Raw genomic sequence first — 23,114 nt, 5'->3', positions numbered from 1 at the left:
TTTTTTCTATCTGGCCTTTGGCGTTTTCAAAATCATCCTGTTGTATATGTTAAATCTCGTTAACATTCACCTTATGTATCTCATTGATATCCATCGACTATTTTAGATTATTAAGTGGCTAATCGCGTTTATGCATGATAATTAACCATGAACTTGACCTTAAACACAATTAGCTATACGTTGTAAAGCTGATGAAAATAAAATCAATCGGTTTTGTTAACACAACCAATAACGTTTTAACTGGCTAAAGCAAACTATCAGTTTATAAAAAACAACAAGTATATGAATAGTTAGTCATTTACTGTCTGGATGACAGAGAAGCAAAAGGGAGAATTGCAATGGCTCTATATGATCCTAGTCTTGAAAAAGACAACTGTGGATTTGGTTTAATAGCGCAAATGGAAGGCCAACCTAGTCATAAGTTGGTAAGAACTGCTATTTCAGCCCTCGATCGCATGACACACCGTGGTGGTATCGCTGCGGATGGTAAAACCGGGGATGGCTGTGGCTTATTACTACAGAAGCCTGACTCTTATCTCAGAATTATTGCTGAAGAGAATAACTTCAAGCTCGGCAAGCAATACGCTGTCGGCATGATTTTCTTCAGCCAAGATCCAATCAAAGCGCAATCCGCGCAAGACATCGTCAATAAAGAGCTCGCTCAAGAGACCTTAACGGTTGCAGGTTGGCGCGTAGTACCGACCAACACCGACGTATTAGGTCCGATTGCCAAAGATTCAGTTCCCAATATTCAGCAAGTGTTTATCTCGGCCCCCGCGGGTTGGCGTGAACGCGATATTGAACGACGCCTTTATATCGCTCGTCGCAGAATTGAAAAACAGATCACCGAAGACAAAGATTTCTATATTTGTAGCCTTTCGACACAAGTCATGGTTTACAAAGGTCTGTGTATGCCGGCCGATCTTCCGCGATTTTACCTCGATCTTGCAGACTTACGCATGGAATCGGCGATATGTCTGTTCCACCAGCGTTTCTCAACCAATACTCAGCCACGTTGGCCACTGGCTCAACCATTCCGCTATTTAGCGCACAATGGTGAGATCAATACCATTGAAGGTAACCGACAATGGGCTAAGGCTCGTGCCTATAAATTCTCTTCGCCGTTGCTGCCAGATTTACAAACCGCCGCACCCTTTGTGAATGAGACAGGCTCAGATTCATCAAGCCTAGATAACATGCTCGACCTGTTCCTTGCCGGTGGTATGGATGTGTTCCGAGCGATGCGCATGCTTGTGCCGCCCGCTTGGCAAAACCACCCAGATATGGACCCAGATCTACGTGCATTCTACGACTTCAACTCCAAGCACATGGAACCGTGGGATGGCCCTGCAGGTATCGTACTTTCTGATGGTCGTTACGCTGCGTGTAACCTCGATAGAAATGGCCTGCGTCCTGCGCGTTATGTCATCACCAAAGACAACCTGATCACCTTGGCATCTGAGGTCGGTATCTGGAACTACGCGCCAGATGAAGTGGCAGAGAAAGGGCGTGTCGGCCCAGGTGAATTGCTCGTCATAGATACGCGCCGCGGTAAATTGTGGCAATCTAACGAGATCGACAATGACCTTAAAGGTCGCCATCCTTATAAAGAGTGGATGGAAAAGAACGTTCACAAACTCACACCGTTTTCCGATCTGCCCGATGAGCAAGTCGGTAAGCGCAGCTTTGACGATGACACGCTCAAGACCTACCAAAAACAGTTTGCGATGAGCAACGAAGAGTCCGACCAAGTGCTGCGTGTGCTTGGTGATATGGGGCAAGAAGCAGTAGGCTCAATGGGCGACGACACGCCAATGGCTGTGCTCTCTTCAAAAGAACGCTTGGTCACTGATTACTTCCGTCAAAAGTTTGCACAAGTCACCAACCCACCGATTGATCCATTGCGTGAAAAACACGTGATGTCTTTGGCGACCAGTATTGGGAAAGAGATGAACGTGTTCTGTGAAACAGACGGTCACGCCTATCGTGTCACGTTTGATTCACCAGTACTGCTTTACTCAGACATGCAGCAGCTTCTGCAGTTGAGTCAAAAACATTATCGTCATGTCATTCTCAGCATGCACTACGACCCGAATAACCAAGATCTAGAACAAGCAATCAAAGCAGTATGTGATAGCGCCGAACAAGAAGTCAGCGAAGGTGCGGTTTTAGTTGTGCTGTCGGACAAAGGTTTAGAGAAAGGAAAACTACCGATCCCTGCAGCCATGTTGGTTGGTGCGGTGCAAACAAGGCTTGCTGATACCAACCTGCGTTGTGATGCCAACATCGTTGTTGAGACAGCAACTGCGCGCGACCCACACCAATTTGCTGTGCTGCTTGGCTTCGGTGCAACCGCGGTTTACCCATACCTCGCTTATGAAGCGTTAGGTAAAATGTTGGATGATGGCTCTTTAGATAAAGATTATCGTGCCGCAATGCAAAATTACCAAAACGGCATCAACAAAGGTCTGTACAAGATCATGTCGAAGATGGGAATTTCAACCATTGCCTCTTATCGCTGTTCACAGCTTTTCGAAGCCGTTGGCCTTCATTCCGATGTTGTTGAGCTCTGTTTCCGCGGAGTTACCACTCGAATCCAAGGCGCAAGCTTTAGCGATTTCCAACAAGATATCTATAACTTATCGCGTAAAGCCTGGACTAAGCGTAAGCCAATCGAGCACGGTGGTTTACTCAAATACGTACACGGCGGCGAATATCACGCCTATAACCCTGATGTGGTTGGCACTCTGCAAACTGCAGTAAAAACAGGTGAGACATCGGATTATCTCTCTTTTGCTAAGCAAGTAAATGCTCGTCCAGCTGCGATGTTACGCGACTTAATGAGCCTCAAAAAAGCAGCTCAGCCTCTACCACTAGAGCAAGTCGAGCCTAACAGCGATCTGTTTAAACGCTTCGACTCTGCGGCAATGTCGATCGGTGCTTTGAGCCCAGAAGCGCATGAAGCATTAGCAATGGCGATGAACCGCTTGGGTGGTTACTCAAACTCTGGTGAAGGTGGTGAAGACCCTCGACGCTTTGGTACTGACCGTAACTCTCGTATCAAGCAGATAGCTTCCGGTCGTTTTGGTGTGACGCCACATTACTTAACCAATGCGGATGTTTTGCAGATCAAGGTCGCGCAAGGTGCGAAGCCTGGAGAAGGTGGTCAACTGCCCGGCCATAAAGTTACCGCAGAAATCGCTAAGCTGAGATATTCAGTTCAAGGGGTGACACTGATCTCCCCTCCTCCACATCACGATATTTATTCTATCGAGGATCTAGCGCAGCTGATTTTCGACCTTAAACAAGTGAACCCTAAAGCCTTGGTTTCAGTAAAGTTAGTATCGGAACCGGGTGTAGGCACGATTGCAACTGGTGTAGCGAAAGCCTATGCCGATCTGATCACCATTTCTGGCTACGATGGCGGTACCGCGGCAAGCCCTCTAACCTCGGTAAAATACGCAGGTTGCCCTTGGGAGCTTGGCTTAGCAGAAACTCAACAAGCACTGGTTGCTAACGGGCTTCGTCATAAGATCCGCCTGCAAGTCGATGGTGGTTTAAAAACTGGCCTTGATGTGATTAAAGGTGCGATTCTCGGTGCAGAAAGCTTTGGTTTTGGTACCGCGCCAATGGTCGCAATGGGTTGTAAGTTCTTACGAATTTGTCACCTAAACAACTGTGCGACGGGTGTTGCGACTCAAGATGAAACACTACGCCGCGAATACTTCAAAGGCCTGCCAGACATGGTAGTGAACTACTTTACAGGCCTAGCCGATGAAGTTCGCCAATACCTTGCAGAACTCGGCGTAGAAAAACTAACGGACCTGATTGGTCGTACTGACTTACTTGAAGCCGTTCAAGGCCTCACCGCGAAACAGAACAAGCTCGATCTCTCTTCAATACTCGAAGCTCCGGTATCTCCAGAAGGTCACCCACTGTTTTGGACCGAGCCAAACGCACCATTTGATAAAGCTCAGCTCAACCAGCAGATTCTGGATGATGCACTCGATGCAATTGAGAAACGTCAATCCACCAGCCTTTACTACAACGTGATCAACACAGACCGCTCGATTGGTGCTCGTATCTCTGGTGAAATTGCTAAGCGATACGGCAACCAAGGGATGGCAGGTTCACCAATCAAGTTATATCTCGACGGTACAGCAGGCCAATCTTTTGCGGTTTGGAACGCAGGCGGCGTTGAGCTTTACCTAACAGGCGATGCCAATGACTATGTTGGCAAAGGCATGGCTGGCGGCAAAGTGGTTATCAAGCCTCACCAAGGCACCGCATTTACTTGTAACGAAGCGACCATCATAGGCAACACCTGTCTGTATGGCGCAACTGGAGGCAAGCTGTTTGCAGCTGGTACGGCTGGCGAACGATTTGGCGTACGTAACTCAGGTACGGTTGCTGTGATTGAAGGCGCTGGTGACAACGCCTGTGAATACATGACCGGCGGTATTGTTGCCATTCTTGGCGCAACTGGCGTCAACTTCGGCGCCGGTATGACAGGTGGTTTTGCTTATGTCATGGATAAGAACGAAGACTTCCAAGGTCGAGTAAATAACGAGTCGGTCGAGGCACTTTCTCTGTCTGATCTATTTATCCACCAAGAACATCTGCGTGGCTTAATTGCAGAACACTTAGAAGAGACTGGCTCAGTACACGCTGAAGCTATTCTGGCGAACTTTGATGAATGGATTCCGAAGTTCTACCTAGTGAAGCCAAAGACGGCGGATCTTAACACCTTGCTCGGTCATCAAAGCCGCAGCTCTGCTGAACTTCGTGTTCAAGCGCAATAATTGGAAGGAGCCAATAATGAGCCAGAATGTATACCAATTTATTGATGTGAATCGCGTAGATCCAGCGAAGAAACCAATCAAAATTCGTAAGATTGAGTTTGTAGAGATCTACGAACCTTTCACTAAACAACAAGCTAAGGCGCAAGCTGACCGCTGTTTAGACTGTGGTAATCCTTACTGTGAATGGAAGTGCCCAGTCCACAACTACATCCCTCAATGGCTCAAGCTTGCCAATGAAGGGCGCATTATCGAAGCGGCTGAACTTTCCCACCAAACCAACAGCTTGCCTGAGGTTTGCGGACGAGTTTGTCCTCAAGACCGTTTGTGTGAAGGCTCTTGTACCCTCAACGACGATTTCGGCGCAGTAACCATCGGCAACATTGAAAAATATATCAATGACAAAGCGTTTGAGATGGGTTGGAAGCCAGACATGTCGCATGTCGAATGGACTGATAAAAAGGTCGCAATCATCGGTGCAGGCCCCGCAGGTCTTGCTGCTGCTGATATCTTAGTTCGAAACGGTGTGAAGGCCGTAGTATTTGACCGCTATCCGGAGATCGGTGGCCTGCTCACGTTTGGTATCCCATCGTTCAAACTAGAGAAAGGCATCATGGAAAACCGTCGCCGTATCTTTAGTGGTATGGGTGTCGAATTTAAGATGAATACCGAAGTCGGTAAAGACGTTCAACTACAACAACTGGTCGATGACTACGATGCTGTCTTCTTAGGTGTCGGTACCTATAAAAACATGCATGCTGGGTTAGATAACGAAGACGCACCGGGCGTTTATGATGCACTGCCATTCCTTGTTTCCAATACCTACAAGGTCATGGAACTGGATAACCCGACACCATTCATCGACATGAAAGGCAAAAAAGTGGTTGTGCTCGGTGGTGGTGATACCGCGATGGACTGTGTCCGAACTTCGATTCGTCAGCATGCAGCTAATGTTGTTTGTGCTTATCGCCGAGATGAAGCGAATATGCCGGGCTCTCGCCGTGAGGTGAAGAATGCGCGTGAAGAGGGTGTGAAGTTCAAGTTCAACCTCCAACCTATTGGCTTAGAGCTTAACAGCGCTGGTCATGTGGTTGGCGTTAAATTCGTGAAAACCGCTTTGGGTGAACCTGATGAAGCAGGCCGTCGTCGCCCAGAGCCTGTCGAAGGCAGTGAACATGTTCTTGAAGCCGATGCTGTGATCATGGCATTTGGTTTCCAACCTCATGCGATGGAATGGCTAGAACCCTTCGGTGTGGAACTCGATCAGTGGGGTCGTATCAAGGCTCCCGGTAAACAAGAGTTTCAATACCAAACCACCAACAGCAAGATCTTTGCAGGTGGCGATGCGGTTCGAGGATCTGACTTGGTAGTAACCGCTATCGATGAGGGCCGTAAAGCCGCAGAAGGGATATTGGATTACCTAGAAGTGTGACCAGGGCGTGTTGATCTTTCGAGCTGATTTTTGCAGCGAGTTGCTGGGCATTTATACAAGGCAGAGGCGTCGATGTGTAGCTAGCCTACATGAGAAGCCGATAACGTAGTAGAAATGACCAGCAAACGCTGCCCGAAGGGTTCGGCTAAAAGCGTTTTACTCTTTGTTGAGGGAGATTTGCTTAGAGTGACTAGGCTACTTCCCCCTCGCCGCGATTAAAACGCTTTTATCTCGAACAAAATTTAACCACGAAAGGTCAACACGCCCTAGTATAAGGTTTCCTTTATTACTCAGGTCGTTACTATAAAAAAGGGATCCAATGATGGATCCTTTTTTGAATTAGATACGTTTATCACAAGCATATCGAAAAATACGTAAAACAATCGCAAACAAGCCAATACCTATAACTAAAATTAAAACAACGCCATAGGAAACATTATGAAAAAAGCAGCTCTCCTCTCGTTATCACTTTTAACGTTAACCGCTTGCAGCCAAGGAATCACGGACATGAAAGACAGAACTTCATCACCTTGTGGAGACAAACCAAACTGCGTATCAACTCAAGATGATCGTGAGCAACATGCATTGGCCGCGTTTGAGTTGTCAGATTCAGCGAGCTTAGATGCGATTGAGCAGGTTGCGCTAACCTTACCGGGATCAAAAACCGCGAGTAAAACAGAAGATTATCTGCGTGTTGAATGTACTTCGCGCATCATGCGTTTTGTCGATGACTTAGAACTTAAAATCACGGATGGCAAACTGATCGTGCGTTCAGAGTCTCGTACTGGCCATTCTGATTTTGGCGTAAACCGAAAACGAGCTGAACAACTTCGTGCTAGCTTGAAAAGCGAAGGCCTAATCAAATAGATAAAAGAATACGCAGATAAATCGCTACTATTCGGATGAGAAGTGCCTCTGGGCAGTCGCTCGACACTTCTTATCCATGCTACAATTTCGCTCTACTGTTTAAATATTATTTATTAAGAGACTACACATGAAAATCGGCATCATTGGCGCAATGGAGCAAGAAGTTGCGATCCTAAAAGCAGCAATTTCAGACATTACTGAAGTTAATAAAGGCGGTTGTACCTTTTTCTCTGGTCAGCTAAATGGTGTTGACGTTGTTTTGCTTCAATCTGGCATTGGTAAAGTAGCAGCGGCTGTTGGTACTTCAATCCTACTAAGCGAATACCAACCAGATGCCGTTCTGAACACGGGCTCTGCTGGCGGTTTTGATTCAACACTGAACCTTGGCGATGTGGTTATCTCAACTGAAGTTCGACACCACGATGCAGACGTTACAGCTTTCGGTTACGAAATCGGCCAAATGGCAGGTCAACCTGCAGCGTTCAAAGCTGACGACAAACTGATGGCTGTTGCTGAACAAGCACTAGCACAAATGGAAGACAAGCATGCCGTTCGCGGTCTTATCTGTACTGGCGACGCATTTGTTTGCACAGCAGAACGCCAAGAGTTCATCCGCAAGCACTTCCCATCTGTTGTTGCTGTAGAGATGGAAGCATCGGCTATCGCTCAAGCTTGTCACCAATTCCAAGTACCATTCGTGGTTGTTCGTGCAATCTCTGATGTTGCAGACAAAGAATCACCAATGAGCTTCGAAGAGTTCCTGCCACTAGCAGCGCAAAGCTCTTCTGAAATGGTTATCAAGATGGTTGCCCTACTAAAGTAAGCGACTAGACATGCAAACACTGTTTGATCAGGTATTTGCAAATGGCGTGCTCCTTGTGATGTGGGGAGCACTGCTTTTTCATTTAATTTTACCTATCCCCCATGCCGCACACCCCACGACCTTATGGCATAAGTTTGCTGAGCTTTTAGCAAGCAAGGTTAATAACAATAACAATAACAACCACAACTATTCCCAAAGTTTAATCTCAGGCACATTAGCCTGGGGGTTAATGGTACTGCCAACTCTGGTTATTCTATTGGCACTGCAACCATTGGTTTGGCAATCTCAACTGTTTGAATTGGCACTGTTATTACTCGCGATTGATTGGCGCAATAATGAAAAGCTGGCTAACCAACTGATCAAAGTACTTGGCCGAGAAGATAAAGCGGCCGCTCGTCAGTTACTGGCTCCGATTGTCAACCGTCAAACCGAATCACTTTCGTCACTTGGCCTCGGCAAAGCCGCCACAGAAACCATAATCATGGGTTACGCTCGTAACGTAGTTTGTGTGTTGTTCTGGTACGCCATTGGTGGTGGAATCGCTGCGTTAATGTATCGCCTTGTGGTCGAGTTAGCTCGAGCTTGGTCGCCAAGTCGCAAGCAGTTTTCTCCTTTCGGCTCAACGGCAATCAAGATCGTCGCTATCCTAGAACTTATACCAATACGCTTATTTGCCTTGATGATCGTCTTTGGTGATAAAGCAACGCACACATTTAAGATGATGCTAGTCCAAAGTCGCTCTTGGCCACTACCCGGCCCAGCCTGGTTAATCACGGCTGTTGGCAACAAGCTGGAGTTATCATTAGGTGGCCCTGCGATTTACGACAACACTAAAGCCATTCGCGCAAAATTAGGCGGAAGAATCGCACCGTCAGCTCTGCATCTATCTCAGGTTCAGAAACTACTCTTTGGTCGCATCGCTATCTGGATATTTTTACAAAGCCTAGCCTTACTATTTATTCACCAAGGGATTTAGAGTGAAACCTTCAGCACTTGTTACAAGCCTTACTATTTTGTCTTCCAGCTTATGGCTGCCTTTATCATTTGCAGAAGAAGCACCACGGACTCAAGAACAAGTACAGCTGGCTCAACGCGTAGTCAGCCTTGCTCCTCATGCCACTGAACTCGCGTACAGCGCTGGTTTAGGCAACAACCTTGTTGCCGTAAGTGAACGAAGTGATTACCCACCACAAGCCGATAAGCTTGAAAAAGTGGCAAACTATCAAGGTATCAAGGTTGAGAAGATCATCGCACTTCAGCCTGATTTGATTCTTGCGTGGCCAGCGGGAAACCCGCCCAGAGATCTCGCGAAACTAGAGCAATTTGGTTTTAATATTTACTACTCCAAGACCAAAAGCCTAGACAGTATCGCAACCAATATTGAACAACTGAGCGAATACGCTAGCGATCCAAGCATTGGCGAAAATAACGCTCAGCAATACAGAGAGCAGCTCAACGCGTTGAGACTAGAATACAAAGATGCCGAGCCAGTAAACTACTTCTACCAGCTCAGTGAAAAGCCGATCATCACTGTTGCTCAAGGACACTGGCCAAGTGAGGTGTTTGAGTTTTGTGGTGGCCACAATATTTTTGAAGACAGCGCCTCTCCCTATCCGCAAGTTGGTATTGAACAAGTTGTATTAAGAAAACCGCAAGTAATCTTCACTTCTCAGCACGCGATTGAGAATGGAACCATGTGGCAAACATGGGAAGATGAGATCCCAGCTGTCGCTCAAAATCAGATTTGGTCCCTCAATTCTGACTGGATTAATCGCCCGACAACGAGAACTTTGAAAGCGATCCAACAAGTGTGCGATTTCTTTGATAGAGCTAGGCAAAATCACTAACTATTTGCTGCGTTTTTTCGTACAATTCGCCACCGACCTGTCCCTACAATTTTAACTATAAGAGCACCAGTATCATGGACTCCATGCTGCTTTATATTATCGATTTATTTGGCACTGCCATCTTTGCCGTCTCAGGCGTATTTGTCGCTGGCCGTCTTAAGATGGATCCCTTTGGCGTCGCCGTTCTAGGCAGTGTAACCGCGATTGGCGGCGGCACAATTCGTGACATGGCATTGGGTGCAACTCCCGTGTTTTGGATCACCGATACCACCTACCTTTGGGTCATCATCATCACCTGTTTGCTGACCATGATTATTGTAAGACGCCCGAAACGTCTGGCTTGGTGGATATTGCCGGTATGTGATGCGATTGGCCTAGCGGTGTTTGTTGGCATTGGTGTAGAAAAAGCACTTATCTATCAAGATTCAGCACTAGTGGCGATCATCATGGGTGTCATCACCGGCTGCGGTGGCGGTATTATCCGCGACGTACTTGCCCGTGAAGTGCCTATGATTCTAAGAAGTGAAGTCTACGCGACCGCTTGTATCATTGGTGGTACTTTCCATACCATGGCGATCAGCATGGGGCACGATTCAGAAACTGCATTTCTGGCCGGCGTGTTCTCAACACTATTGATAAGGCTTGGCGCTATTCGTTGGCATTTATCATTGCCGACCTTCGCCATCAAATAAGCTAACGTTACAAAGTGAAAGGCTCCGTAAAGGAGCCTTTCTTAATTTGAGCTCCCCAACACAATTATTATGCTCTCGCGCTACACGTGCGAGCATAGCTAAAAATACCTAACTTGGTTCAAAGCTTTAGTTTCAAGACTAGAGAATGAATGTTGTTTGAGGTAAGTTGAAACAATCATTCCCAACTTTCATGAATATAACCCAATGCTACTCGAAGGAATCGAAACTCTACTGGTATTGAGTAAAGCAAAGACCATGAGCCGCACAGGCAGTTTGCTTTATATCAGCCAATCAGCGGTCAGCAAACGGATTGCGAATTTAGAAAAGAAGCTAGGTAAAAAGCTCATTGAACCGAGTGGCCGACAGATAAAACTCACGCCAGATGCGATAGCATTAATAGAGAGTATTGGCCCGACATTCAATGAACTTCGCGGGCTTATTTATGAACAGCAAGAGTTGGAAGATACTACTCTCATCACCCTAGACAGCACTAAGTCTCTGATAGCCGGTTATTTAGGTGAGATGATGGGCCAGTTCATCCAGCAAGATAAGTACATCACCATTACCACCAACCACACGCCGAGAATCATAGAGCGAGTGCAATCTGGTAAGGCGACCTTGGGGTTGTGTGCTGGCTTACTGCCACCGCATCATGGGTTGATGACCTTCCATCTATTTGATGAGCCGTTTTACATAGTGAGTAAGTCACCGCTAACGGAGCTTCCTCCAATGGTCATCACTAACGACATGACCAACCCTGCCAATTCTTATCAACTTTCTGTATTAGAGAAGTTTGGTATCAAACCCTTGATGGAGATGGATGCCTACACCGCAGCGGCGCAACTTGCATTGGGCGGGACTGGGCCAGCGTTAATACCGCTCTCTATCGTAAAAACACTCAATATTGAGCCTCAATATCTGTATAGCTTCACCGAATTAGCAGGCTTGATTCGGCCGATTCATATCTGTGTCAGACCAAATAGTTACCAGTCTCCACGAGTTAAAACACTGATAGAATCGATTGTTGATGCTGTTCCCAAAGCAGTTTAGACGCCATTAGCATCGACATCACGATCACAAGGGGGCGAATCCATTTCTGCCCTTTTGTCACCACCACTTTAGCGCCAAGCTGAGCGCCCATAAATCCACCGACCGCCATCACTAATCCCAACTCCCAAATAGGCAAACCAGCCAAAATAAAGAAAATTAAGGCAGCGATATTCGAGGTAAAGTTAAGTACTTTAGTACGCGCCGTAGCATCGACTAACGAGAAGTGACCAATAGCAACAAAGCAGACGGTGAAGATAGAACCTGTTCCTGGGCCAAAAAAGCCATCATAGAAACCCACGCCGCCACCAATACACAGAGCAAACATGGCCTCAGAGATCTTCTGTTTTCCTTCAGACGCTCTAGTTTGGGGTGCCAACAGGAAATAGAGAGAGATAGCGATAAGCAGCAGTGGGATAACACTGGTCAGTAGGCTCGCATCAATGTGCTGGACTAACTCAGCGCCAATTGCAGAGCCAATAAAGGTACAAAAGATAGCAAGGCGCATCTCTTTGATGCTGACGATACCGTTGCGCACGAAATACCAACTCGCGGAGAAGCTGCCAAATGAGCTTTGGAGTTTGTTGGTTGCCAGTGCCTGCGTGGGTGGAACTCCAGCCGCTAGCAATGCAGGTAGAGTCAGTAACCCACCGCCGCCAGCCATTGCATCAATAAAACCTGCTGCCGTTGCAACAACAAACAAGATAGCCAATATTTCTAGAGTGATTTCCATATACCCAACGCCTTAAAATCCTGTGTAGCGACAAGTTACCACTCACAGCAGACGAGCAATAACGAAACACAAGATTCTAACCTATTCCAAATATTCATCATTAAGCTACCGCGGAATAACAGACATAAAAAAGCCCACTCCGAAGAGTTGGGCTTTGAGCATTTATATCCGCTTATCAGCGATACACTTTAGGCGATTAAGCTTGAGAAGCTTTAACCTGAGCGTGTAGCTCTTGAACTGAAGTTACTGACGTTTTCGCGTCTGCAGTGTGCGCCATACAAGTCGCGAATGCAGCGTTTAGCGTAGTCGTGTAGTTAACTTTCTCAGCAAGTGCACCACGACGAAGAACTTTAGAATCTTCAATCGCTTGACGGCCAGCTGCAGTGTTCACGATGTACGTGTACTCGTTGTTCTTGATACGGTCAAGAATGTGAGGACGACCTTCGTGTACCTTGTTTACTAGACGTGGGTTGATGCCCGCTTCGCCAAGGATAACCGCAGTACCGTGAGTTGCGTCTAGCTGGTAACCAAGCTTAGATAGCTTAGATGCTAGGTCAACAACACGCTCTTTGTCGCCTTCGCGAACAGAAAGAAGTGCACGACCGCCTTCTGGGTAGATGTTACCACAACCCAATTCAGCTTTAGAGTATGCTTCTGCGAACGTCGCACCAACACCCATAACTTCACCAGTAGAGCGCATTTCTGGGCCTAACAGCGGGTCAACACCAGGGAACTTGTTGAATGGAAGTACAACTTCTTTCACTGAGTAGTAAGGTGGGATGATTTCTTTCGTAAAGCCTTGAGACTCTAGAGATTGACCCGCCATTACACGAGCTGCAATCTTAGCGATTGGCGCGCCAGTTGCTTTAGATACGAATGGAACCGTACGTGCTGCACGAGGGTTAACCTCGATTAGGTACACTTCATTGTTCTTAACAGCAAACTGCGTGTTCATCAGACCACGAACACCCAACTCGAACGCTAGCTTTTCAACTTGCTCGCGCATTACGTCTTGGATCTCTTGGCTTAGCGTGTATGCAGGAAGAGAACATGCTGAGTCACCTGAGTGAACACCCGCTTGTTCGATGTGTTCCATGATACCGCCGATAACAACGCGCTCACCGTCACAAATCGCATCTACGTCTACTTCAACAGCGTCGTCTAGGAAGCTATCAAGTAGTACTGGAGATTCGTTTGAAACGCTTACTGCTTCGTTGAAGTAGCGACGTAAATCTTGCTCGTCGTATACGATTTCCATCGCACGACCACCAAGTACGTAAGAAGGACGTACAACAAGTGGGAAGCCGATTTCGCGAGATTTCTCAACCGCTTGCTCCATTGTTGTTACTGTTGCGTTTTCTGGTTGAAGTAGGCCTAGACGGTCTACAGCAACTTGGAAACGCTCACGGTCTTCTGCACGGTCGATTGCGTCTGGGCTAGTACCGATGATTGGTACGCCAGCAGCTTCAAGAGCACGAGCCAGTTTAAGTGGCGTTTGACCACCGTACTGAACGATAACGCCTTTTGGCTTCTCAACACGAGCGATTGCTAGTACGTCTTCCAGAGTTACTGGTTCGAAGTACAGACGGTCAGATGTATCGTAGTCTGTAGAAACTGTCTCAGGGTTACAGTTAACCATGATAGTTTCGTAGCCATCTTCACGTAGTGCTAGTGATGCGTGTACACAACAGTAGTCAAATTCAATACCTTGGCCGATACGGTTTGGACCGCCGCCTAGAATCATGATCTTGTCTTTGTCTGTTGGGTTCGCTTCACACTCGTCATCGTAAGATGAGTACATGTAAGCTGTATCAGAAGAGAACTCAGCCGCACACGTATCTACACGCTTGTACACTGGGTGGATATCGTATTGGTCACGCAGACGACGGATTTCGCTTTCTGCTACACCTAGAATCTTAGATAGGCGCGCATCTGCAAAACCTTTACGCTTAAGCTTGTTTAGCTCGTCTTTGTTCAGACCAGCAAAGCCTTTTGCTTTCAGTTCTTGCTCTAGCTTAACGATGTCTTCGATTTGAACTAGGAACCAACGGTCGATTTGCGTTAGGTTGAATACACCATCTACCGACATACCAGCACGGAATGCGTCAGCGATGTACCAAATACGCTCTGCGCCAGCTTCTTTCAGTTCGTGACGGATAGTCGTTAGAGCATCAGGTGCATCTAGGTCTACCATTTCGTCAAAACCAGTCGCGCCAACTTCTAGGCCGCGAAGTGCTTTTTGTAGAGATTCTTGTTGGTTACGGCCGATAGCCATAACTTCACCAACAGACTTCATTTGAGTCGTTAGACGGTCGTTAGCACCTGCAAATTTCTCGAAGTTAAAACGAGGAATCTTAGTTACTACGTAGTCGATTGTTGGTTCGAATGATGCTGGAGTTGCGCCGCCAGTGATGTCATTCATTAGCTCGTCTAGCGTGAAGCCAACAGCCAGTTTCGCAGCAATCTTAGCGATTGGGAAACCTGTTGCTTTAGATGCTAGTGCAGAAGAGCGAGATACACGCGGGTTCATCTCGATGATAACCATACGGCCATCTTTCGGGTTGATACCAAACTGTACGTTTGAACCACCTGTTTCAACACCAATCTCACGCAGTACTGCTAGAGATGCGTTACGCATTAGTTGGTATTCTTTGTCTGTCAGCGTTTGAGCTGGAGCCACAGTGATTGAGTCACCTGTGTGAATACCCATTGGGTCGAAGTTTTCAATCGCACATACGATGATGCAGTTGTCGTTTTTGTCACGAACCACTTCCATCTCGTACTCTTTCCAACCGATAAGTGATTCATCGATAAGAAGTTCATTAGTTGGAGATAGATCCAAACCACGACGACAGATTTCTTCAAATTCTTCTTTGTTGTAAGCGATACCGCCACCAGTACCACCCATCGTGAACGATGGACGAATGATACAAGGGAAGCCAACCATGTCTAAAACTTTGTAAGCTTCTTCCATCGTTTTCGCTGTATCAGCAGTTGGACACTCAAGGCCAATTGCTTTCATTGCTTTATCGAAGCGTGAACGGTCTTCTGCTTTATCGATAGCGTCAGCCGTTGCACCAATCATTTCAACACCGAACTCTTCAAGAACGCCGTGCTTTTCTAGGTCTAGAGCACAGTTCAATGCAGTTTGGCCACCCATAGTAGGTAGAACTGCATCAGGCTTCTCTTTAGCGATGATGTTACGCACAACTTCCCATTGGATAGGCTCGATGTAAGTTGCATCTGCCATGTCTGGGTCAGTCATGATTGTCGCTGGGTTCGAGTTTACAAGAATAACTCGGTAACCTTCTTCGCGAAGCGCTTTACAAGCTTGAGCACCAGAGTAATCGAACTCACATGCTTGGCCGATAACGATCGGGCCAGCACCTAGAATAAGAATACTTTTAATGTCAGTACGTTTTGGCATTGTCTACTACTCCGAATTACGCTGTGTGCTGTTTGATTAGTTCAATAAAGTGGTCGAATAACGGCGCTGCGTCTTCTGGACCTGGGCTTGCTTCAGGGTGACCTTGGAAGCTGAATGCTGGTTTGTCTGTTCGGTGAATACCTTGTAGAGAACCATCAAATAGTGATTTGTGCGTTGCACGTAGTGTCTCTGGAAGGGTTTCTTCGTCAGCAGCAAAGCCGTGGTTTTGCGAAGTAATCATCACAACATCACGATCTAAATCTTTAACCGGGTGGTTTGCGCCGTGGTGACCAAACTTCATCTTCACTGTCTTAGCGCCTGACGCAAGAGCAAGAATCTGGTGACCTAGACAGATACCGAAGATTGGTAAGCCTTTTTCTAGGAACACTTTTGTCGCTTCAATTGCGTAAGTACATGGTTCTGGGTCACCAGGGCCATTTGAAAGGAAAACACCGTCTGGGTTCAGAGCAAGTACTTCTTCAGCTGAAGTCTCAGCAGGAACAACCGTTAGGCGGCAGCCGCGGTCAACAAGCATTCGTAGGATGTTTCGTTTTGCACCGAAGTCATAAGCAACAACGTGGTATGGCAATTCTGAGTCTGCTTTCGCTTCAGGAAGTCCACCCGTAAGCGTCCACGAACCTTGTTTCCATTGATACGCTTCTTTTGTTGTAACTTCTTTCGCAAGGTCCATACCTTTCAGGCCAGGGAATTCTTTTGCTTTAGCAAGAGCTAGAGCTTCGTCTAGGTTTCCGTCGTTTACTGAAGAGCCAGCTACAATACAACCGTTCTGTGCGCCTTTTTCACGAAGAATACGCGTCAACTTACGAGTATCAATATCAGCGATACCAACAACGTTTTGCGACTTAAGGTAATCAGAAAGGGATTGTTCATTACGGAAGTTAGAAGCGATTAGAGGGAGATCGCGAATCACAAGGCCTTGAGCGTGGATTGAAGAAGATTCTTCGTCTTCGGAATTGGTTCCGGTATTGCCAATGTGAGGGTAAGTAAGGGTAACGATTTGTTGAGAATAGGAAGGATCAGTGAGGATTTCTTGGTACCCCGTCATCGAGGTATTAAAAACGACTTCACCAACTGCAGAACCTACAGCGCCAATGGCTTCACCGTGAAATACTGTCCCATCTTCTAGGACGAGTAGTGCTGACTTCTTCAAGACAACCTCCAGAAATAAAAATGCATTAAAATTGATTTAATTTGCAAATCTACCTTCCTGCAACACCAAAAACTGCGTGTTTATGGAAATTAGACAAATTGGCGGTATTTTAGTGATCTGCGTGATACGTGTCAACATTTAACTCAAAAGAAATTAAACATTTGTAAGGACTAATTCAATTTACCCCCTCAAAGCTCCAAAAGTTCAACTTTCATGCGCATTTAGCTCGAATATTACGATTTTCTAATTTTCACTCCTCATTTTAGCCAACCATAGAGTGATAAAAATATCAGCAACAAAACGCAATCGATAAATACCAAGAGAAAACATGACAATTTAAAGATCTAAAACAAAAAACACACTAAAGACCACATAAACAGCATAGAAATGGAGTCAAAAAGGCGATAAGAAGAAAGTAGAAGGAAGATCGGAGAAGTGAGATTACTAAGGAAAATGCACCAAATAAAGAAAGCGCCGGCAATTGCCAGCGCATAAATATCTATTTATAGATCATTCAAACCAAGCACATCCGTCATGGTATAAAAGCCTGCTGGTTTATCATTTAACCAAACCGCGGCCTTGATTGCGCCATTAGCAAAGGTCATTCGATCAGTGGCTTTATGTGTAATTTCCACTCGTTCACCGATATCAGCAAACATAGCGGTGTGTTCACCAATAATGTCACCGGCACGAATCGTCGCGAAACCAATCTCATCTTTAGTGCGCTCGCCAGTAATACCCTCGCGTGACCATACAGCTACATCGTTCAGCTCATTGCCCATAGCACCCGCAATAGCTTCGCCCATACCAATCGCAGTACCTGACGGTGCATCGACTTTATGACGGTGATGAGCCTCAACGATCTCGACATCACAGTAATCGCCCATCACTTTAGCGGCCTTCTCTAGCAGCTTAAAGACCAGGTTCAGACCAACGCTGTAGTTAGGTGCCATTACGATAGCCATCTCTTTTGAAGCAGCATCAATCACCTGCTTCTCTTCTTCAGAGAAGCCCGTTGTACCGATGATCAGTTTTTTACCGTGACGTTTACAAAGTTCAATATTCGCTAATGTGCTAACAGGGGCAGTAAAATCGACAATCACATCAAACTCTTCGATGGCTTTAGACAAATCATCGACTAAAGCAACATCAAAACGACCTTCACCGCATAACTCGCCGACATCTACGCCGACCAAAGATGACTCTGGACGCTCTGAACCAGCTCCAACACTTGCTTCTAAATTATGATGAGCGGCTTTCACCAAGTTGCGGCCCATGCGGCCCGCTGCTCCTGCAATTGCAATTCTTACCACTGCGAATATCTCCATTGTTTTGGTTACCGTTGCCACTTATCTCTTGCAGCAACGTTCAATCGATTAATCTCTTTAAACTAACAACAATCTCAAACTCAGGCTAGCAATTACGAAAACTCTTTTATTACTCGCTCTAAAATTGGCACATTTGCCTCTGGGAAGGCGTATTGATTCAATGATTCTAGGCTTACCCATTCACCTTGCTGACCTTCTTTACCATAAGGCTGCTCTTCAAAATCAGTCACGAGAATGAAATCGAACTTAAGTGACTTATCCGTGTAATCAAATTCAAGATGCTCAAACAGAGACTGCTCGGTCACCTTGATACCGACCTCTTCATCAAGCTCGCGAGTCATCGCTTGCTCAATAGTTTCGCCCTCTTCAACCTTGCCACCTGGAAATTCCCAGAAGCCACCTTTGTGCTTGTCATCTGGACGCTTAGTGATAAAGACCTGTGACTTATCTTGATTGAAGATAATACCCGCTACGATATGGATTCTTTTCATTGATGGTGTTCCTTAATAAAACGCTGAACTCACATAGTCCCTAAATACGTCATCCTCAAGAAAGAGGAACGACTGAGTTGGGGATCTAAAACTACGCGAGCCTAACTAAACAAGATTCCCTACTACGCTCACTCCTCGCTATAGGGAATGACAACTTCCTTGCGTAACAAAGTAAGCCATGAAATTTACATACAAAAAGAGCCGCCTAAGCGACTCTTTATATTCTATTTGTCAGTTTTATGAAGCTAAGTTGTAGTGTATGAGAGCAAGGCGGTGGCACGGAGCTTACGACTGTAAGTGAGTACCACCAACGCAGCTATCATGCGCTACAGCAACGATTCATTAAACTTACGCGATTTTACCGTGACACTGCTTGTACTTCTTACCGCTACCACATGGGCATGGCTCGTTACGGCCAACTTTACGCTCGTCACGCACTACCGTTTGTGGAGATGCCGCTTCAGCTTCATCGTCAGCTAGCTGGTTTTCAGCTGTTGCATGTTGCGCTTGTGCACGACGCGCCGCTTCTTCAGCTTGAGCTTGACGTTGAGCTTCCATCTTTTCAACTTCTTCTTGTTGCTGAACGCGCACTTTAGAAAGGATGGTAACAACGTCTGTTTTCAGTACATCTAGTAGGCCTTCAAACAGTTCAAACGACTCGCGCTTGTACTCTTGTTTCGGGTTCTTCTGAGCATAACCACGTAAGTGGATACCTTGACGAAGGTGATCCATCGCAGCCAAGTGCTCTTTCCAAAGGCCGTCTAGCGTTTGTAGCATCACAGATTTCTCGAAGTTACGCAGTACTTGAGCACCAACCACTTCTTCTTTCTGTTTGTACGAATCAACCGCCATAGCAAGAATACGCTCACGCAATGCTTCTTCATAAAGCTTGTCGTCTTCGTCTAACCAACCTTGAATATCAAAGTCTAGATCGAAGTCATTCTTCAGACGATCTTGCAGACCCGCGATATCCCACATATCTTCAAGAGACTGAGGTGCGATGTATTCATCAATCACTGATGCCAATACATCTTCACGGTTGTGTTCGATCATCTCGCTGATATCGTCAGAGCTCATCAGTTCATCACGAAGCTCATAAACCACTTTACGTTGGTCATTGGCTACATCATCGTACTCAAGAAGCTGCTTACGAATATCGAAGTTACGACCTTCAACTTTACGTTGTGCTTTTTCAATTGAGCGAGAAAGCATCTTAGATTCGATCGCTTCGCCTTCGTCCATACCACTTTGGATAAGACCAGCCATACGATCCGATGTGAAGATACGTAGCAGAGAATCTTCCATTGATAGGTAGAAACGAGAAGAACCCGCATCACCTTGACGACCAGAACGACCACGTAGCTGGTTGTCGATACGGCGAGATTCATGACGCTCAGTACCAATGATGTGCAGACCACCTGACTCAAGCACTTTATCGTGGATTACTCTCCAGTCAGCTTTGATCTTCTCGATCTGCTCTTTGGTTGGATTCTCTAGCTTCTCAACTTGTGCCTGCCAGCTACCACCTAATACGATATCGGTACCACGACCAGCCATGTTAGTTGCGATAGTTACCGCACTCGGCATACCAGCTTGTGCAACGATCTCTGCTTCCATTTCGTGGAATTTAGCATTTAGAACGCTGTGCTTAATTTTTGCTTTTTTCAGTGCGTTAGACAGTAGTTCAGACTTCTCGATAGAAACCGTACCAACCAATGATGGCTGACCAGCAGCTACACGGTCTTTGATGTCTTCAATGATCGCATTGAACTTGTCTTCTTCGGTACGATAAACCACATCTGGCATATCGTTACGAACCATAGGCTTGTTGGTTGGGATAACCACTGTTTCTAGGCCGTAGATAGACTGAAATTCGAAAGCTTCTGTATCGGCTGTACCTGTCATACCTGACAGTTTTTCGTATAGACGGAAGAAGTTCTGGAATGTAATCGATGCTAGCGTCTGGTTTTCATTCTGAATCTTCACACCTTCTTTAGCTTCAACAGCTTGGTGTAAACCTTCAGACCAACGACGACCTGGCATAGTACGACCAGTATGTTCATCAACGATAACCACTTCGCCTTCTTCAGTAACGATGTAGTCGACGTCTTTCTCAAACAGTACGTGTGCACGCAGCGCTGCATTAACATGGTGCAATAGGCTGATATTAGTTGGAGAGTAAAGCGTATCACCCTCTTCCATCAGGCCGTTTTTGACCATTAGCTCTTCTACAAATTCTTGACCGTTTTCAGTCAGGTGAACCTGTTTCGATTTCTCGTCCATGGTGTAGTGACCTTCACCACGGTACTCTTCAGAATCTTCTTTATCTTGGCGCTCAAGGTTAGGGATCAACGTGTTAATACGCGTGTAAAGATCTGAACTATCTTCAGCTGGGCCAGAGATAATAAGTGGAGTACGAGCTTCATCGATTAAGATTGAGTCAACCTCATCGACAACAGCAAAGAAGCGCTCACGTTGAACACGATCTTCAGCACGGAAAGCCATGTTGTCACGTAGGTAATCGAAGCCAAACTCGTTGTTTGTTCCGTATAGGATATCCGCTTGGTACGCTTCTTTCTTCTCTGGTGGAGCCATGTTTGGCACGTTTACGCCAACAGTCATACCAAGGAATTCAAATAATGGGCGGTTTGTTTCCGCATCACGCTTCGCTAGGTAGTCGTTCACCGTTACTACGTGAACACCTTTGCTAGGTAGGGCGTTAAGATAAGCTGGTAGGGTTGCTGTAAGAGTCTTACCTTCACCAGTACGCATTTCTGCAATTTGGCCAGCATTTAGAACCATGCCACCAATCATTTGCACGTCAAAGTGACGCATGCCGTAAACACGCTTAGACGCTTCACGTACCGTAGCAAATGCTTCAGGTAGAAGTTGGTCTAGCGATTCACCTTTATCTAAGCGCTCACGAAACTCAACCGTTTTTGCTTTTAGCTCTTCGTCTGAAAGAGCTTCAAACGTTGGTTCGTAGTTATTAATTTCTTTTACAATTTTTCTAAGGCGGCGCAGTGTTCTGTCATTGCGACTGCCAATTACCTTTGTCAGCAGCTTAGTAATCATGTGCTTGGAATCTCTTCGTTCTCAGATCGTCCGCGATCTATTTTAAATGCCGTCAGTGTCTCTACTAGCTATGAACTAGTCTTCAGTTACTAACCAAGGATACTGAGATAAATCTAGTATCTTTGATATTGTACTTGAGAGTAGAGTTTTCAAGGCTTGAGTTAAAATTAATGCCCTTTAGTGTAAGTAATTTTCACACCAACAACCATTTATAACCCCATTTGTTTGATGTGCTTGGAACTTTTCTTTCTAATTGCTGATGGATTAGCCAGACTGCAGCTCATTGGGAGACAACTTTCGGATGTTGACGACACTGTATCTGGAAAATAGATACAAAAAAACCAGGTCAATGACCTGGTTTTCGAAATCTTATATTGCTGTAAACAACAATTACGCTAGAACCATTCCTGGCTCAGCAAATGCAACAGGAGAGCCTACTTCTTCTTCGAATGTTGCCCATTCCCAAGCTTCTGCGTCAGCAAGTACTGCACGTAGTAGTTGGTTGTTTAGGCCATGACCTGATTTGTATGCACGGAACTCACCAATAATAGCGTGTCCACACATGTAAAGGTCACCAATCGCGTCTAGTACTTTATGAGTTACGAACTCATTGTCAAAACGTAGACCTTCTTCATTAAGAATTCGGTACTCGTCAAGTACGATAGCATTATCAAAGCTACCACCAAGTACTAGATTTTGGGATTGTAGATACTCAATATCACGCATGAAACCGAAAGTACGAGCGCGAGAAATTTCTTTCACAAAACCTTGTGAAGAGAAATCAAACAACAAACGTTGCTCATCAGATTCAATCGCGGGATGGTTAAAGTCGATCTCAAAGTCCATACGGAAGCCGTTAAATGGAACAAATTCTGCCCACTTATCGCCATCTTCAAAACGGATAGGCTTTTTGATACGAATAAAACGCTTCGCTGCATTCAGTGTTTCTACACCCGCTTGCTGTAGCAAGTATACGAATGGGCTTGCGCTACCATCCATAATTGGGATCTCAGGTGCATCTACTTCAACAATAATGTTGTCGATGCCCATACCCGCTAAAGCTGCGTTAAGGTGTTCCACTGTAGAGATACGTACGCCTTCGTCATTAACAAGAGCTGTACATAGCATAGTGTCACGAACTGACGCTGGATCAGCTGGGAAATCTACAGGTGGATTTACATCTGTACGACGATAAACAATACCTGTATTTGCAGCTGCCGGGCGAAGAGTAAGTGTGACTTTACGACCAGAGTGGAGACCCACACCAGTTGTTTTCACAATTTCTTTCAGAGTACGTTGTCTGATCATCTGCTTGCCTCGTTATCAGTGCTACAAATCACGGTCAGTATTTACCGACCGCGAATTTTACCATTAATTCGACG

The 23,114-nt window shown here is 45.9% G+C and carries 15 protein-coding genes; 8 read left to right on the top strand and 7 right to left on the bottom strand.

Features of this window, described 5'->3' with window-relative positions; genetic code table 11:
- Window positions 1-338 precede the first annotated feature (338 nt).
- From gltB to AB4307_RS07445, 8 genes are all read left to right on the top strand, one after another.
- On the top strand, window positions 339-4,802 hold the full coding sequence (gene gltB / locus AB4307_RS07480; RefSeq protein ID WP_372131528.1) for a glutamate synthase large subunit: 4,464 nt from the start codon (window positions 339-341) through the stop codon (window positions 4,800-4,802).
- Window positions 4,803-4,818: 16 nt separating this feature from the next.
- A complete protein-coding gene (locus AB4307_RS07475; protein ID WP_372131526.1) occupies window positions 4,819-6,231 on the top strand; it encodes a glutamate synthase small subunit GltD family protein in 1,413 nt (470 codons plus the stop codon).
- A gap of 438 nt (window positions 6,232-6,669) precedes the next feature.
- Window positions 6,670-7,098: a DUF1499 domain-containing protein gene (locus AB4307_RS07470; RefSeq protein ID WP_017059301.1), complete on the top strand. Its 429-nt coding sequence runs from the start codon at window positions 6,670-6,672 to the stop codon at window positions 7,096-7,098.
- Between the two features lie 127 nt (window positions 7,099-7,225).
- Window positions 7,226-7,921: a 5'-methylthioadenosine/S-adenosylhomocysteine nucleosidase gene (mtnN, locus tag AB4307_RS07465; RefSeq protein WP_017059300.1), complete on the top strand. Its 696-nt coding sequence runs from the start codon at window positions 7,226-7,228 to the stop codon at window positions 7,919-7,921.
- A gap of 10 nt (window positions 7,922-7,931) precedes the next feature.
- Entirely contained in the window at window positions 7,932-8,897 is a 966-nt protein-coding gene (locus AB4307_RS07460; protein WP_372131524.1) for a cobalamin biosynthesis family protein, read from the top strand.
- Window position 8,898: 1 nt separating this feature from the next.
- Window positions 8,899-9,768: a vitamin B12 ABC transporter substrate-binding protein BtuF gene (gene btuF / locus AB4307_RS07455; RefSeq protein ID WP_372131522.1), complete on the top strand. Its 870-nt coding sequence runs from the start codon at window positions 8,899-8,901 to the stop codon at window positions 9,766-9,768.
- 74 nt (window positions 9,769-9,842) lie between these two features.
- Window positions 9,843-10,460 carry a TRIC cation channel family protein gene (locus AB4307_RS07450; protein ID WP_017062893.1) on the top strand — a complete coding sequence of 206 codons (618 nt, stop codon included), beginning with the start codon at window positions 9,843-9,845 and terminating at the stop codon, window positions 10,458-10,460.
- Window positions 10,461-10,664: 204 nt separating this feature from the next.
- On the top strand, window positions 10,665-11,510 hold the full coding sequence (locus AB4307_RS07445; RefSeq protein WP_137002421.1) for a LysR family transcriptional regulator: 846 nt from the start codon (window positions 10,665-10,667) through the stop codon (window positions 11,508-11,510).
- Here the strand turns inward: AB4307_RS07445 and AB4307_RS07440 are convergent.
- The 7 genes from AB4307_RS07440 to lpxC form a co-directional block, all read right to left on the bottom strand.
- Window positions 11,461-12,240 carry a TSUP family transporter gene (locus tag AB4307_RS07440; protein ID WP_017059295.1) on the bottom strand — a complete coding sequence of 260 codons (780 nt, stop codon included), beginning with the start codon at window positions 12,238-12,240 and terminating at the stop codon, window positions 11,461-11,463. The genes AB4307_RS07445 and AB4307_RS07440 overlap by 50 nt on opposite strands.
- Before the next feature lie 196 nt (window positions 12,241-12,436).
- Window positions 12,437-15,667, bottom strand: coding sequence for a carbamoyl-phosphate synthase large subunit (carB, locus tag AB4307_RS07435; protein ID WP_061019048.1), 3,231 nt, complete (start codon window positions 15,665-15,667; stop codon window positions 12,437-12,439).
- Between the two features lie 16 nt (window positions 15,668-15,683).
- Window positions 15,684-16,838: a glutamine-hydrolyzing carbamoyl-phosphate synthase small subunit gene (gene carA / locus AB4307_RS07430; protein WP_010434758.1), complete on the bottom strand. Its 1,155-nt coding sequence runs from the start codon at window positions 16,836-16,838 to the stop codon at window positions 15,684-15,686.
- Between the two features lie 503 nt (window positions 16,839-17,341).
- Entirely contained in the window at window positions 17,342-18,166 is an 825-nt protein-coding gene (gene dapB, locus AB4307_RS07425; RefSeq protein ID WP_372131520.1) for a 4-hydroxy-tetrahydrodipicolinate reductase, read from the bottom strand.
- A gap of 92 nt (window positions 18,167-18,258) precedes the next feature.
- Window positions 18,259-18,657 (bottom strand): 8-oxo-dGTP diphosphatase MutT, encoded by a 399-nt coding sequence (mutT, locus tag AB4307_RS07420; RefSeq protein WP_017062897.1) that lies wholly within the window; start codon window positions 18,655-18,657, stop codon window positions 18,259-18,261.
- Between the two features lie 348 nt (window positions 18,658-19,005).
- Window positions 19,006-21,732 (bottom strand): preprotein translocase subunit SecA, encoded by a 2,727-nt coding sequence (gene secA / locus AB4307_RS07415; RefSeq protein ID WP_017066234.1) that lies wholly within the window; start codon window positions 21,730-21,732, stop codon window positions 19,006-19,008.
- Between the two features lie 390 nt (window positions 21,733-22,122).
- Complete coding sequence (gene lpxC, locus AB4307_RS07410; RefSeq protein WP_010434751.1) at window positions 22,123-23,040, bottom strand: UDP-3-O-acyl-N-acetylglucosamine deacetylase; 918 nt, start codon at window positions 23,038-23,040, stop codon at window positions 22,123-22,125.
- Window positions 23,041-23,114 lie beyond the last annotated feature (74 nt).

The organism is Vibrio sp. 10N.261.52.C2, assembly GCF_041471425.1.
In the GTDB taxonomy this organism is placed as follows: domain Bacteria; phylum Pseudomonadota; class Gammaproteobacteria; order Enterobacterales; family Vibrionaceae; genus Vibrio; species Vibrio crassostreae_C.
This window is presented reverse-complemented; position numbering and strand designations above follow the sequence as displayed.

Excerpts from the sequence above, each read along its gene's own strand:
- AB4307_RS07445 (WP_137002421.1), top strand. The coding sequence starts at position 10,665 with ATGCTACTCGAAGGAATCGAAACTCTACTGGTATTGAGTAAAGCAAAG.
- AB4307_RS07475 (WP_372131526.1), top strand. The coding sequence starts at position 4,819 with ATGAGCCAGAATGTATACCAATTTATTGATGTGAATCGCGTAGATCCA.
- AB4307_RS07460 (WP_372131524.1), top strand. The coding sequence starts at position 7,932 with ATGCAAACACTGTTTGATCAGGTATTTGCAAATGGCGTGCTCCTTGTG.
- mutT (WP_017062897.1), bottom strand. The coding sequence starts at position 18,657 with ATGAAAAGAATCCATATCGTAGCGGGTATTATCTTCAATCAAGATAAG.
- mtnN (WP_017059300.1), top strand. The coding sequence starts at position 7,226 with ATGAAAATCGGCATCATTGGCGCAATGGAGCAAGAAGTTGCGATCCTA.
- AB4307_RS07450 (WP_017062893.1), top strand. The coding sequence starts at position 9,843 with ATGGACTCCATGCTGCTTTATATTATCGATTTATTTGGCACTGCCATC.
- dapB (WP_372131520.1), bottom strand. The coding sequence starts at position 18,166 with ATGGAGATATTCGCAGTGGTAAGAATTGCAATTGCAGGAGCAGCGGGC.
- AB4307_RS07470 (WP_017059301.1), top strand. The coding sequence starts at position 6,670 with ATGAAAAAAGCAGCTCTCCTCTCGTTATCACTTTTAACGTTAACCGCT.
- AB4307_RS07440 (WP_017059295.1), bottom strand. The coding sequence starts at position 12,240 with ATGGAAATCACTCTAGAAATATTGGCTATCTTGTTTGTTGTTGCAACG.
- gltB (WP_372131528.1), top strand. The coding sequence starts at position 339 with ATGGCTCTATATGATCCTAGTCTTGAAAAAGACAACTGTGGATTTGGT.
- carB (WP_061019048.1), bottom strand. The coding sequence starts at position 15,667 with ATGCCAAAACGTACTGACATTAAAAGTATTCTTATTCTAGGTGCTGGC.
- secA (WP_017066234.1), bottom strand. The coding sequence starts at position 21,732 with ATGATTACTAAGCTGCTGACAAAGGTAATTGGCAGTCGCAATGACAGA.
- lpxC (WP_010434751.1), bottom strand. The coding sequence starts at position 23,040 with ATGATCAGACAACGTACTCTGAAAGAAATTGTGAAAACAACTGGTGTG.